This window comes from Agrobacterium tumefaciens str. B6 (assembly GCF_001541315.1).
Taxonomy (GTDB): Bacteria; Pseudomonadota; Alphaproteobacteria; order Rhizobiales; family Rhizobiaceae; genus Agrobacterium; species Agrobacterium radiobacter.
The window spans coordinates 258,819-270,629 of the sequence record NZ_LMVK01000001.1 but is presented as its reverse complement, the minus strand read 5'-3'; the positions used below and the strand labels follow the sequence as shown (position 1 = coordinate 270,629).

Sequence of the window (11,811 nt, the reverse complement as noted above, 5' to 3'; positions counted from 1 at the left end):
TTTTGATATGTTTGGCTGAAACCTTAAAATTTTACTTTTTAGCCGCCCGGGCGTGCAAAAACTCGTCGAGAATGACGCAGGCTGCGCCGATGGTTATGAAACTGTCGGCCAGATTGAAAACCGCGAAGGACCATGTCTGCGTGTAAAACAGGATATAGTCGATGACGTGACCGTAGAAAAAGCGGTCGAGAAGATTGCCGGCAGCACCTGCGATGATGAAGGCGAAACCGAGATGGGCAAAGGTTCGGTCCGCCGCCGTCTTGCGCCACAGCCACAGAACGAAGACCACGATGACGAGTCGCATGCTGACGATGAACCAGCCGTGCATATCCTCCAGCATCGAAAAGGCCACGCCGAGATTGTAGGTGCGGTACAGCGCCAGGAATGGAGCAACCGGAACCATCTCCTGCAGCGGCAGATAGGCTTCGACCAGCTGCTTGACGATCTGGTCCAGCACCAGTGCGGCAACGATCAGCGCAAAGGCCGGACCGAATTTCGAGAACAATGCCGCTTTGGCCATTACGTCACCGGTGCGAGTTCGAGGAGATGCCGCCGTGCTTCAAACAGCATGACGGCGGTTGCGATGGCGAGATTGAGGCTGTCGGCGCGGCCCTGTTGGGGAATGCGCGCCAGCTGGTCGGCCTTCCCGGCGAGTTCCGGCGGCAGGCCGGATTGTTCGTTGCCCATTAAGATCACGACCGGCTTGCCGGCATAATCGATCTTTCGATAATCAACCGAACCCGCCAGGTGGGTGGCGACGACGCTGACCTGCGCCGATTTTTTCCAGGACAGGAATTCTTCGACCGAAGCGCGGGCAACGGGCGTGGCGAAGACCGAACCCATGGTGGCGCGCACCGTTCCCAGCGAAAACGGATCCGTGCAATCACCGACGAGAATGCCGCCGGAAGCGCCCGCCGCATCCGCCGTGCGGATAATGGTGCCGAGATTGCCGGGATCACGCACCCGGTCGAGCGCGATATAGGTTTCGCCCTTTTCCGGGCGGATATCCTTCAGCGGCTTCCATTTCTGTTCGAAAATGCCGACAACCATCTGCGGATTATCGCGGCGGGTGATCGAGGCGATGCCCTTTTCGCTGACTTCGAGCACGAGCCCGCCCGTGGCGACCGTCTTCACCGCCGCCTGCTCCTCCAGCGGCTTGCCCTTGGCGGCCTTGGCATAAACCAGCGTCTTGATCGTCCAGCCGAGTTCGAGCGCGTCGATGACCAGCTTCAGGCCTTCAGCCATGAAGGTGCCGGTCTCTTCCCTGCCCTTTTTCTGGGTGAGCGCCTTGATATCCTTGATGATGGGATTGGCAAGGCTGGTCACTTCCTTGACCTGTCCAACCCGGCGCGCGGTGTTTTCACGCATATCCTTCATCATTTCGGCTCCCAGCGGCTGAACAGCGATGTGGAAAGCACGCGGCCCGGCGTCTTGCCGTCGAGCCCGGCTTCACGAATGACAAGCTCGCCTGACGCGACGACGCCACCGGCGCCGCGCATGGTTTCGCGCATCAGTTCATGCATCGAATAGAAGCTCGCCCGGATCGAATAGGCCGTCAGCACAAGGCCGAGCGCCTTGGGCGAGAGGATTTCGCGGCAGATATCCAGCATCAGCGGCAGATGGTCGAACAATTGCCAGACTTCACCATGGGTGCCGCGGCCGAATTTCGGCGGGTCGGTGAGGATGATATCGTAGCTGTTGCCGCGGCGCTCCTCACGCTGGATGAACTTCATGGCGTCTTCGCAAATCCAGCGGATCGGTGCCTGTTCGAGCCCGGCAAGCGCCTGGTTCTCCTTCGCCCAGCCAATCGCTTTCTTGGAGGCGTCGACATGGGTGACTTCAGCACCCGCAGCCGCCGCGACCAGCGAGGCGACACCGGTATAACCGAAGAGGTTCAGCACTTTCAGCGGACGGTCGGCCGTTTCGATGGCATGTTTCAGCCATTCCCAATGCACGATCTGTTCGGGAAAGACGCCAACATGCCGAAAGGCCGTGAAGCGGCCGAGAAATTCGACCCCGAGCAAGGACAGCGGCCATGTCTCGCCGAGCGCTTCCTTCGGAAAGCGCCAGCGGCCCATGCCGTCCTCATCGGTATCGCCGGTAAAGACGGCATCCGCATTCTGCCATACGCGGTCCGGGATCGAAGGCTTCCAGAGAGCCTGCGCCTCGGGACGGACGATGCGGTAATCGCCATATTGTTCAAGCTTCAGGCCGTTGCCGCTATCGATCAGATGAAAATCACCCGCGCCGCTCGATTCCAGAATGACCGGAACCTGTTCCGCGGGAAGCGCCCCGGTGCGCTGCATAAGTGCGCGCGCAGGGGCCTGTTCAACGGCGGTCGCTACGACGGGTTTTTCCTTCGGCGCGGCCTTCTGCACGCTGCGCACGGCATCCGGCTCGCGCTTTTTCGGCGCGGCATCCGCGCGACGCGCCGGCTTTACGGCATGAACCTGTTTTTTCTCGTTCCCGGCTCGCACACGATTGCCCGGCCGGCTGTCTTTTTTCTTCAATGGAAATCTTTCCGCTTTTGCCCGCGTCTTATTGCGCCAGCAAATAGCATTCCATGCGCCGCTCGCCTAGAGCCGGAACGAATGTCGGCGCCATCACTTTGCCGGGAGTTGGCCCGCCTGCGGCAGCTGTCCGGCGGCGGCCGCCTTCTGGCGGTTCGCCTCATCATGCCAGCGCACAGCCTCCTTGGCTTCGATACGGGCACGCTTGCGATGTTTGCCCTGCGCAAACCAGGTGGCCGCCGATCCCAGCAACACGCCGAAAATCACCGCCAGGAACAGGAAGACGAAAAACGGCGCGGTGAAGGACAGAACGCCGTCTTCCGGCCGGAACGGATTGAGCGCCAGCGTCACGGACTGGCGGTTGGCCACGCACAGAATGACGAGGATGACTGCCAGCGGAAGCAGGATGATGAGATTGATGATTTTTTTCGACATCCGACAATACTCCATCGCAGCGGGCGTTCCACCGGCTCCTTTTCAGTCGCCAGGCGGCAGGGACGATCAATCGTCCTCTTCGTCGCCCATACCGGGGTTCAGGCGCTCACGCAGTTCCTTGCCTGTCTTGAAGAAAGGCACCCATTTTTCCTCGACGAAAACCGACTCACCCGTGCGCGGGTTCCGGCCGGAACGCGAAGGACGGTTTTTGACCGAAAATGCGCCGAAACCACGAAGCTCAACACGATTTCCTGCCGCCAGGGCATCGGTGATTTCATCCAGCACCGCATTGACGATGTTTTCCACGTCACGGTGATAAAGGTGCGGGTTACGCGCAGCAACGATCTGCACCAGTTCAGACTTGATCACGGTTGCCCCCTGAAAGAATTGGATTTTTAACGCGGCTCAACCTGCCAAACGGAAACAAGACCGTCAAGAAACAACTTGTCCGCACCGAGCTGGCCGGGGCCTGCGAAGGGAATTAAATCGTCATATCCCAGAAACTTCGCTATTTGCGCAACACTGAAAAGCGAAAAAGGCGAACGGGACGACGGCGCGCGCCATTCGACGATCGGCAAATCCTTGGCAACACCGCGTGTTTCGAAATAGCTGCGAACTTCCTTTTCGCCGCCCAGCGTATCAACCAGCTTGTTGGCGAGCGCCTGCCTGCCAGTGAAAATCGATCCATCCGCCAGTTTCAGCACGTCTTCGCGCGGCAGCTTGCGGCGATCGGCCACAAGGTCGACAAACCAGCCATAGCTGTCCATCACCATGGCGCGGATCATCGACTTTGCCTCTTCCGGCGCCTCGTGGAACGGCGAAGGCTCCGCCTTCATCGGCGACGACTTGATTTCCTGCAACGAAACGCCGAGCTTTTCCATCAGCTGGCCAAGCTGCGGATACTGGAAGATGACGCCGATCGAACCGGTGATCGAGGTTTCGCCAGCAACGATGACATCACCCGCGGACGCGATCATGTAACCTGCGGAAGCGGCGAGCGTGCGCACATCCGAGACAACCGGCTTCTTTTCCGCCACGCCTCGAATGGCCTTGAAGATGCGCTCACCGCCATAGGTGGTGCCGCCTGGCGAGGAAATCGACACGATCAACCCTTTGACATTGTCGCTCTTGGCGATCTTGTCGAGCCGCTCGAGAAGTTCGGTATTATCGGTGATCAGGCCGGAGACCTCCACGCGGGCAATATGGGGCTTCGCACTTTGCTGCGGTCCATCCCATAAAAACCGGTAGAGACCGAAAGCGCCGGCGACGAGCAGAAGAACGGCGGCAATCCGCCAGAAAGTCAGCTTGCGGCGCAACCGCCTGCGATCCGCTATCACCATATTGTCCATAGAAACCTCTGTCATGCGCTTTTGCGTTTCAGGCCATATGGTTCTTCTAACGCGAAGCCGCAAGGAAACAATAAGGAAACCAGAATTACGATAAAATTCGCATTTCCCTTGCACCTCTCCAGACAAAAACCATATTGGCAGGACAAAGCACTCATGCCAAAGACATTTAGATAGAGACACAAGCTTCGATTGTGCGCCAGAATGGCGCCGGGGAAGCATTCCGGACCCACTCTTATGCTCGAAAGACTCCGCGAACCCGCGCCAGCATTCTCGCTGCCCAATGACCAGAACGGTGCCTATGACACCGCGCTGAGGCATTCTGCGCGCGTGAAACGGCTGAAAATCATTCTGCCGCTCGGCGCAGCCATCGTTTCGCTCGCCTTCATCGCCGTCTCGGTTATCCGAACCTGGGCGCCCGATGAGGTCTCTCTGGAGAGCGCGCGAATTGAAGACGGCAAGATCGTGATGGAAAAACCTGCCGTTGCCGGCCGCAACGAGAAGGGGATCGATTATTCCATGAACGCCGACCGTGCGTTGCAGGACATCGCCAACCCCAACCTGATGACGCTTGAGAAGGTTCTGGCCGCAGTGCCGGTGAATGACGGTATCGCCCAGGTGATCGCCCATGAAGGCATTTTTGACCGGGCCACCAACAAGCTGAAGATGACCGCCCCTTTTGACATCAATCTCAGCAATGGCATACAAGCGAAGTTCCAGTCTGCGGATGTCGATCTGAAGGCCGGGAAAATGAGCAGCCAGGAGCCGGTTTCGATCAAAACAAACGACGGCTCGATTGTTGCGCAATCGATTGACATCGCCGATAATGGCAAGACAATTACATTTTCGGGGCAGGTACGGGCACGTATCGCTGCATCCAATATCAAGAATGAAGGCAAGTGAGAGCCCGGTCCAGATGATGCAAATTTCCCGTCCCGTTTCCCTTGGCAAATCCGCCGGCCTCGCAGCCGCAGGTCTTGTTTTTTCGTGTCTTGCAACTGTGGCTTTCGCCCAGAACACCACCAGCAACATGCAGGGCGTCAAGCTCTCCGGCGACCAGCCGATCGCGATTGAAAGCGATCAGCTCGAGATTCGCGATCAGGAGCGCAAGGCCTATTTCACCGGCAATGTGAAGGTGGTGCAGGGAACGACCACCCTTCAGGCCGGCAAGATGACGGTGAACTACAAGGGCGAGGGTTCATCGCTCACCAGCGGCGACGCCAATATCGAAAAAATCTTCGTCGACAATAATGTCTATCTGACGTCCGAGACCCAGAAGGCGACGGCCGATCACGGCGAATTCGACATGGCGGCGCAGACCTTCATCCTCACGGGCAAGCAGGTCGTGCTGTCCGAGGGCACGAATGTCTTCACCGGCTGCAAGCTGACCGTCCTCATGAATACGGGACAGGCCAAGCTCGAAAGCTGCGGCGGCCCTGTTCGGATCATGCTTGATCCGAAATCCCAGAAAAAACAGTAGTCTTTCCTCGTGAAGATACCCTCGATCTCAAAGATATTCGGCGGCGGACGCAGCCGATCCGCGGACGCGGTCCCACCGGCGGACAAGACCCCCTATCAGGGCACGCTGATCGCGCATGGCCTGACGAAGACCTATAATACGCGTCGTGTCGTCAACGGGGTTTCGCTGGTCGTGCGCCGTGGCGAGGCCGTGGGACTGCTCGGCCCGAACGGCGCCGGAAAGACCACCTGTTTTTACATGATCACGGGCTTGGTACCCGTCGATACCGGCAAGATCGCCATCAACGGCAATGATGTCACCACCATGCCGATGTATCGTCGCGCCCGTCTCGGCGTCGGTTATCTGCCGCAGGAAGCATCGATTTTCCGCGGCCTCACGGTTGAGGAAAACATCCGCGCCGTGCTGGAAGTGCATGAGCCGGACGCAGCCAAGCGCAACCACAAGCTTGATGAGCTGCTGGAAGAGTTTCACATCGCGCAGCTGCGCAAATCCCCTGCCGTGGCGCTTTCGGGCGGCGAGCGGCGGCGTCTGGAAATCGCGCGCGCTCTTGCGACCGATCCGACTTTCATGCTGCTCGACGAACCCTTCGCGGGCGTTGATCCGATTTCTGTCAGCGATATCCAGAATCTGGTGAGACACCTGACAGCGCGCGGCATCGGCGTTCTCGTGACCGACCACAACGTCCGTGAAACGCTCGGTCTCATCGACCGCGCCTACATCATCCATGCCGGCGAGGTTCTGACGCATGGGCGTCCAGACGATATCGTCAACAATCCGGATGTACGCCGTCTCTATCTCGGCAACAATTTTAGCCTTTGAACCCAGAGCGGGATAGCGAAAAGTGTGTGCGGTTTTCGCTTGAAATCCCGCTCTAATTATATGATCTAGATCATGATTTAAGATTTTAGGTCGTTTCGACCTAAAATCATCATGATGGGCGCGCGAAAGATTCTTCATCGCGCCCCGCCCTGACGCTTGACCAAACAAGATAAAAAAGCAATTTTTGGGCCAAGTTCCATCGCCTCCGCAAAATTTATGAAAACTGTGGCCATGGAGAAGCTGTAAGGGGAGTTTCGCGTCCGCCATGGCATTGTCTGCCAGCCTTTTGCTGCGTCAAAACCAGTCTCTTGTAATGACACCGCAACTGATGCAGTCCATCCAGCTGCTTCAGATGACGCATTTCGAGCTGACGCAGTTCATCGCGCAGGAGGTGGAGCGCAATCCATTGCTGGAAATTGCGGCAAACGATGGCGATTTGAGCAGCGATGCCCCGGTAGAGGCGGAGAGTTTCGGCGACGCGGACAGCGAAGGCTCGGAGAGATCCGCCACGGTGACATCAGACAGTGACGATTGGTATGGCGATCGCGCCGCAAATCTCGGCGAGCAACTGGATACCAGCTTCGAAAACGTCTTTCCCGACGATGCTGAGCCCCGAAAAGCCGATGCGCCTGAACTGGCCGGCCAATGGAAATCCATGCCCGGTCAGGAGTCCGGGGAAAGTTATGACCTCGATGATTTCGTCGCGGCCAGACAGAGCCTCGGCGACCATCTCAATCAGCAATTGCCGCTCGCCATATCAGCCGCCGAGGACCGGATGATCGCCGATGCGCTGATCGGCCAGCTCGATGAAACCGGCTATATTGCGGCTGATGCCGTCGATGATGTCGCCGAACGGCTGGGAGCGGCGCCGTCGGCAGTCGAGCACGTCCTGAAGACGCTTCAGGGCTTCGACCCACCGGGTGTATTTTCCCGTTCCCTGAGCGAATGTCTGGCGATCCAGCTGGCCCAGAAGGATCGGCTAGACCCGGCCATGCGGGCTTTCGTCGATAATCTGGAACTTCTCGCGAAACGCGACTTCGCTTCCTTGAAAAAAATCTGCGGTGTCGATGAGGAAGACCTCCTCGATATGCTGGCGGAAATCCGCACGCTCAACCCCCGCCCCGGCGCAGGTTACGACTCGATGGTTTCGGAGACCATCGTTCCCGACATTATCGTTCGCCCCTCCTCCACCGGCGGCTGGCTGGTGGAAATCAACCCCGAGACCCTGCCGCGCGTGCTCATCAACCAGAGTTACTTCGCCGAGGTGTCGAAACATAAGGCGCGCGCGGGCGAGGATCAGGATTTTCTGGCCGAATGCATGCAGACGGCCCATTGGCTGACCCGCAGCCTAGACCAGCGCGCCCGGACAATCATGAAGGTGGCGACGGAAATCGTGCGCCAGCAGGATGCCTTCCTCGTCAATGGTGTCGACCAGCTACGCCCGCTGAACCTCAAGACGGTGGCCGACGCCATCAAGATGCACGAATCCACCGTCAGCCGGGTAACGTCCAAAAAATACATGCTGACGCCACGCGGGCTGTTTGAGCTCAAATATTTCTTCAGCGTCTCGATCAGCGCCGTGGAAGGCGGAGACAGCCATTCGGCGGAAGCGGTGCGTCACCGCATCAAGGCCATGATCGCGCAGGAGGCCGCCGAGGCAGTCCTTTCCGACGACGACATCGTCGACAATCTGAAAAAGAGCGGCATCGATATCGCCCGCCGCACGGTCGCCAAATATCGCGAGGCGATGAACATCCCCTCCTCCGTGCAGAGGCGTCGGGAAAAGAAGGCGCAGGCCAAGCTTTCCGCCTTCTGAGCAACGAGCCCATTCACGTTTGGGGCGGTTTTTTGCCGCACCATTGACTCTTGCCACGCCAGGGGCTAGAAGCCCGCCGCACACGTAAGCAAGGTCATTTGTAACGGATTCATCTCCACCGTCCATGGGCGTAAAATTCAAATGGAGGCTTTTTAAGGTCTTCGAAACGCTTGGATGCGCGCGCGGCTTGACGTAAGCTGGTACTCGCAAATCACTACAAAAAGGAAAATTTCCATGAGTGTGCGTGTATCTGGTAAACATATGGAGATCGGTGAATCTTTCCGTCAACGGATCGAGGACAATATAGGTCTGGCAGTTACCAAATACTTCGATGGGGGGTATTCAGGCCAAGTGACCGTGGAGAAGTCCGGATCGCGTTTTGCCGCCGACTGCAAGCTGCATCTCGATACGGGCGTTGTATTGCATGCGGCGGGTCAGGCAAATGATCCGCAAGCCAGCTTCGACGCCGCCGCCGAGCGGATCGAGAAGCGCCTGCGTCGCTACAAGCGCAAGCTGAAGGACCACCACAGTGGTTTGAATGGCGTGTCGCAGGAAATCGCCTATACGGTGATGGATGCTGTTCCCGATGAGGACCACGAGGTTCCTGAAGATTACGCACCCACCATTGTGGCGGAGAGTTCGAAACAGATTAAGACAATGTCAGTCGCCAGCGCCGTGATGGCGCTCGACATGACCGACGAACCGGTTCTGCTCTTCCGCAGCCCCGGCAAAGAATATCTCAACATCGTTTATCGGCGTCATGACGGCAATATTGGCTGGATCGACGCGGAAACGATCAAGAGCTGAACAGTCTGACAAGACGTGGGAGGCAGAGCGCGAAAATGCATCTGCCTCCTGCATCGTCTCGATGGCATGAAGGAAAAAGAGAATGGCGTTGGCAGATTTGCTGCAACAAGATGCGATTATTCCCGCCCTCAAGGTGAATTCCAAAAAGCAATTGCTTCAGGAGCTGGCTGCAAAGGCAGCCAGAATTACCGGAGTCTCGGAACGGGAAGTTTTCGACGTCATCCTCCAGCGCGAGAAGCTCGGCTCCACCGGTGTGGGCCACGGCATTGCCATTCCGCATGGCAAGCTCAACAGTATTCACCAGATCACCGGCGTTTTCGCACGCCTTGAAACGCCGGTCGATTTCGAAGCGCTGGATGACCAGCCGGTCGATCTGGTCTTCCTGCTGCTTGCGCCCGAGGGCGCCGGCGCGGATCATCTGAAGGCTTTGTCCAGAATTGCACGCGCCCTGCGCGACCCTGAGCTGGTGGCCAAGCTGCGCGCGACCGATTCTGACACGGCAATCTACGCCTTCCTCAATCAGGAACAGGCGACGGCGGCTTGATCGCAGGCCGGCTCTCTCAGTTTAACGGCAATAAAAAACGCGCCCTGAAGGCGCGTTTTTTATGACGTAAAGACAGATGCCTTACGCGTCTTTTTCATTGAGAGACGAGGTGCCCGGCTCGGCAGAGGCGGCTGTCTCCACCTTCGGGCCACCCTTGGCGACACCGACCATGGCGGGGCGCAGCACGCGATCGCCGATGGTGAAACCAGCCTGGACCACCTGCAGCACCGTATTGTTCGGAACCGCCGTATTCGGAATTTCGAACATGGCCTGATGGAAATTCGGGTCGAACTTCTGGCCCTCGGCATCGATCTTCTTCACGCCGTGGCGTTCCAGCGTCGACAGCATCGAACGTTCCGTCATCTCGACGCCTTCGATGAGGCCGTTGAGACCGGCTTCACCATTGGTCTTGAGCTCATCGGGAATGGCTTCGAGCGCACGGCGAAGATTATCGGAAACGGCGAGCATATCGCGTGCAAAACCTGCCAGGGAATAGGCCTTGGCATCCTTGACATCGCGTTCGGTGCGACGGCGAAGATTGTCCATCTCGGCCGCAAGTCGCAGGAATTTATCGCGCAGATCGGCGTTCTCAGCCTTGAGCAGCTCGACCGGATCGGGTTCTGCCGTTTCGGCCTGTTCTTCACCTGCCTGGGCAAGATCGACAAAATCTTCCGCGACGTCCGCGTCAGGTCCGGGCTTTTTTGTATCGTCGGTCATGACGTTCTCCAGATTTGAATATTGTTGGTTGCGCCCGATATCGAGCTTTGACGGGCAAAAATCAAGGCTTGCGGCGAAAAGCTTGCCGCATTCTCTGACCTTTGCGGGCTTGTCCTATCTTTGCTTGCGGGAAAGGCGCGCCATGATCTGCGCAGTATAATCCACCATTGGCACGATACGGGCATAATTCAGCCTGGTGGGGCCGATAACGCCGACCGCGCCCACGACGCGATTGTCCTCATCGCGATAGGGCGCGACGATCAGAGAAGAACCGGAGAGCGAAAACAGCTTGTTTTCAGAGCCGATGAAAATCCTGACCCCGGAGCCGCTTTCCGCGAGGTTGAGGATTTCGATGAGGTTTTCCTTGCGCTCCAGATCATCGAACAGCAGGCGCACCCGATCGATATCTTCTTCACCGGCGAGACCCTCCAGCAGGTTGGAGCGTCCGCGAACGATGAGGCGGCCAAGCTTGCCCTCCTCATTGTCACCCGCCCAGACGGCCAGACCGCGCTCGATGAGATCCTGCGCCAGCGTGCCGAGTTCCGATTGCAGTTCCGCCTGCTGCTTCTGGAACTGTGTCCGCAATTCCTGCAGCGTCTGGCCGGACAGATGGGCATTGATGAAATTCGCCGCCTCGATCAATTGCGATGACGAAATGCCGGCAGGCAATTCAATGATGCGGTTTTCGACCTGATTGTGATCGCCGACCAGCACGGCGAGCGCCTTGGTGGGCTCCAGCCTTATGAATTCCACATGTTTGAGGATGACATCATTCTTGGCGGTCAGCACCAGGCCGGCGCCGCGCGACATGCCTGACAGCATGCGGCTTGCCTCGGTCAACAACCCTTCCAACGACTGCTCGTGGCCGGCGACCGGCCCGATCTGACGGTCGATATTCGCCCTTTCTTCCGCGGGCAGATCACCCACCTGCATGAAGGCGTCGACGAAAAAGCGCAGCCCCGTCTGGGTGGGCAGGCGCCCAGCGCTGATATGCGGCGAATAGATGAGGCCGAGTTCCTCAAGATCGCTCATGACATTGCGGACGGAGGCGGGCGAAAGCGACATCGGCAACAGCCGCGACAGGCTGCGGGATCCGAGCGGCTCACCCGTATCGAGATAGCCTTCAACGATGCGCCGGAAAATTTCCCGAGACCGTTCATCCAGCAATGATGCCTGATCTTTTGATAGCGGTGCGGAAAAACCCATTTCGTCCGTTCTTTGTCGTTCAAACCAGCTCGCATCAATATAATGCGTTGCAACGCCGCGGCAAAATGGAAATTGGCTTTGCAAAAGCCCGGAGCGCGCCTTAGAAGGCAGGGACCAACATGGAGAGTGGA

The 11,811-nt window shown here is 58.0% G+C and carries 14 protein-coding genes; 6 read left to right on the top strand and 8 right to left on the bottom strand.

What is annotated here, in order from left to right:
• Positions 1 to 31: 31 nt before the first annotated feature.
• The 6 genes from lspA to sppA all read right to left on the bottom strand — a co-directional run bounded on the left by lspA (position 32) and on the right by sppA (position 4,294).
• Positions 32 to 520 carry a signal peptidase II gene (gene lspA / locus ASB65_RS01355; protein ID WP_003503773.1) on the bottom strand — a complete coding sequence of 163 codons (489 nt, stop codon included), beginning with the start codon at positions 518 to 520 and terminating at the stop codon, positions 32 to 34.
• Positions 520 to 1,380, bottom strand: coding sequence for a TrmH family RNA methyltransferase (locus tag ASB65_RS01350; protein WP_060722829.1), 861 nt, complete (start codon positions 1,378 to 1,380; stop codon positions 520 to 522). Before ASB65_RS01350 ends, lspA begins: the two co-directional genes overlap by 1 nt.
• Positions 1,377 to 2,510 (bottom strand): class I SAM-dependent methyltransferase, encoded by a 1,134-nt coding sequence (locus tag ASB65_RS01345; RefSeq protein WP_060722828.1) that lies wholly within the window; start codon positions 2,508 to 2,510, stop codon positions 1,377 to 1,379. The genes ASB65_RS01350 and ASB65_RS01345 overlap by 4 nt, the downstream gene beginning before the upstream one ends.
• A 93-nt stretch (positions 2,511 to 2,603) precedes the next feature.
• On the bottom strand, positions 2,604 to 2,945 hold the full coding sequence (locus tag ASB65_RS01340) for a LapA family protein (RefSeq protein WP_060722827.1): 342 nt from the start codon (positions 2,943 to 2,945) through the stop codon (positions 2,604 to 2,606).
• A 66-nt stretch (positions 2,946 to 3,011) separates the two neighbouring features.
• Positions 3,012 to 3,338, bottom strand: coding sequence for an integration host factor subunit beta (locus tag ASB65_RS01335; RefSeq protein ID WP_219256707.1), 327 nt, complete (start codon positions 3,336 to 3,338; stop codon positions 3,012 to 3,014).
• A 2-nt stretch (positions 3,339 to 3,340) separates the two neighbouring features.
• Positions 3,341 to 4,294, bottom strand: a complete 954-nt coding sequence (gene sppA, locus ASB65_RS01330) for a signal peptide peptidase SppA (RefSeq protein ID WP_060722826.1) — start codon at positions 4,292 to 4,294, stop codon at positions 3,341 to 3,343.
• 234 nt (positions 4,295 to 4,528) lie between these two features.
• Here sppA and lptC point away from each other — a divergent pair, with 234 nt between their 5' ends.
• The 6 genes from lptC (at position 4,529) to ptsN (ending at position 9,757) form a co-directional block, all read left to right on the top strand.
• Entirely contained in the window at positions 4,529 to 5,194 is a 666-nt protein-coding gene (gene lptC, locus ASB65_RS01325; protein ID WP_003503782.1) for an LPS export ABC transporter periplasmic protein LptC, read from the top strand.
• Positions 5,195 to 5,207: 13 nt separating this feature from the next.
• The gene (locus tag ASB65_RS01320; RefSeq protein ID WP_003503784.1) at positions 5,208 to 5,771 is read left to right on the top strand and encodes an LptA/OstA family protein; all 564 of its coding nucleotides are present in this window, start codon (positions 5,208 to 5,210) and stop codon (positions 5,769 to 5,771) included.
• Positions 5,772 to 5,780: 9 nt separating this feature from the next.
• On the top strand, positions 5,781 to 6,590 hold the full coding sequence (lptB, locus tag ASB65_RS01315; protein ID WP_003503786.1) for an LPS export ABC transporter ATP-binding protein: 810 nt from the start codon (positions 5,781 to 5,783) through the stop codon (positions 6,588 to 6,590).
• A 265-nt stretch (positions 6,591 to 6,855) separates the two neighbouring features.
• On the top strand, positions 6,856 to 8,406 hold the full coding sequence (rpoN, locus tag ASB65_RS01310) for an RNA polymerase factor sigma-54 (RefSeq protein WP_060722825.1): 1,551 nt from the start codon (positions 6,856 to 6,858) through the stop codon (positions 8,404 to 8,406).
• A gap of 234 nt (positions 8,407 to 8,640) precedes the next feature.
• Positions 8,641 to 9,213, top strand: a complete 573-nt coding sequence (gene hpf / locus ASB65_RS01305) for a ribosome hibernation-promoting factor, HPF/YfiA family (protein WP_003503790.1) — start codon at positions 8,641 to 8,643, stop codon at positions 9,211 to 9,213.
• Between the two features lie 82 nt (positions 9,214 to 9,295).
• A complete protein-coding gene (gene ptsN, locus ASB65_RS01300; RefSeq protein WP_003503792.1) occupies positions 9,296 to 9,757 on the top strand; it encodes a PTS IIA-like nitrogen regulatory protein PtsN in 462 nt (153 codons plus the stop codon).
• Between the two features lie 81 nt (positions 9,758 to 9,838).
• Here the strand turns inward: ptsN and grpE are convergent, their stop codons facing one another.
• Together grpE and hrcA are read right to left on the bottom strand one after the other, a co-directional pair.
• Positions 9,839 to 10,474, bottom strand: coding sequence for a nucleotide exchange factor GrpE (gene grpE / locus ASB65_RS01295; protein WP_003503794.1), 636 nt, complete (start codon positions 10,472 to 10,474; stop codon positions 9,839 to 9,841).
• Between the two features lie 114 nt (positions 10,475 to 10,588).
• On the bottom strand, positions 10,589 to 11,680 hold the full coding sequence (hrcA, locus tag ASB65_RS01290) for a heat-inducible transcriptional repressor HrcA (protein ID WP_003503796.1): 1,092 nt from the start codon (positions 11,678 to 11,680) through the stop codon (positions 10,589 to 10,591).
• Positions 11,681 to 11,811 lie beyond the last annotated feature (131 nt).

What these genes read in the sequence shown, in the direction of transcription:
- sppA (WP_060722826.1), bottom strand. Translation starts at nt 4,294, where the DNA reads ATGGACAATATGGTGATAGCGGATCGCAGGCGGTTGCGCCGCAAGCTG.
- lptC (WP_003503782.1), top strand. Translation starts at nt 4,529, where the DNA reads ATGCTCGAAAGACTCCGCGAACCCGCGCCAGCATTCTCGCTGCCCAAT.
- grpE (WP_003503794.1), bottom strand. Translation starts at nt 10,474, where the DNA reads ATGACCGACGATACAAAAAAGCCCGGACCTGACGCGGACGTCGCGGAA.
- lspA (WP_003503773.1), bottom strand. Translation starts at nt 520, where the DNA reads ATGGCCAAAGCGGCATTGTTCTCGAAATTCGGTCCGGCCTTTGCGCTG.
- ptsN (WP_003503792.1), top strand. Translation starts at nt 9,296, where the DNA reads ATGGCGTTGGCAGATTTGCTGCAACAAGATGCGATTATTCCCGCCCTC.
- hpf (WP_003503790.1), top strand. Translation starts at nt 8,641, where the DNA reads ATGAGTGTGCGTGTATCTGGTAAACATATGGAGATCGGTGAATCTTTC.
- rpoN (WP_060722825.1), top strand. Translation starts at nt 6,856, where the DNA reads ATGGCATTGTCTGCCAGCCTTTTGCTGCGTCAAAACCAGTCTCTTGTA.
- ASB65_RS01350 (WP_060722829.1), bottom strand. Translation starts at nt 1,380, where the DNA reads ATGATGAAGGATATGCGTGAAAACACCGCGCGCCGGGTTGGACAGGTC.
- ASB65_RS01320 (WP_003503784.1), top strand. Translation starts at nt 5,208, where the DNA reads ATGATGCAAATTTCCCGTCCCGTTTCCCTTGGCAAATCCGCCGGCCTC.
- hrcA (WP_003503796.1), bottom strand. Translation starts at nt 11,680, where the DNA reads ATGGGTTTTTCCGCACCGCTATCAAAAGATCAGGCATCATTGCTGGAT.
- ASB65_RS01340 (WP_060722827.1), bottom strand. Translation starts at nt 2,945, where the DNA reads ATGTCGAAAAAAATCATCAATCTCATCATCCTGCTTCCGCTGGCAGTC.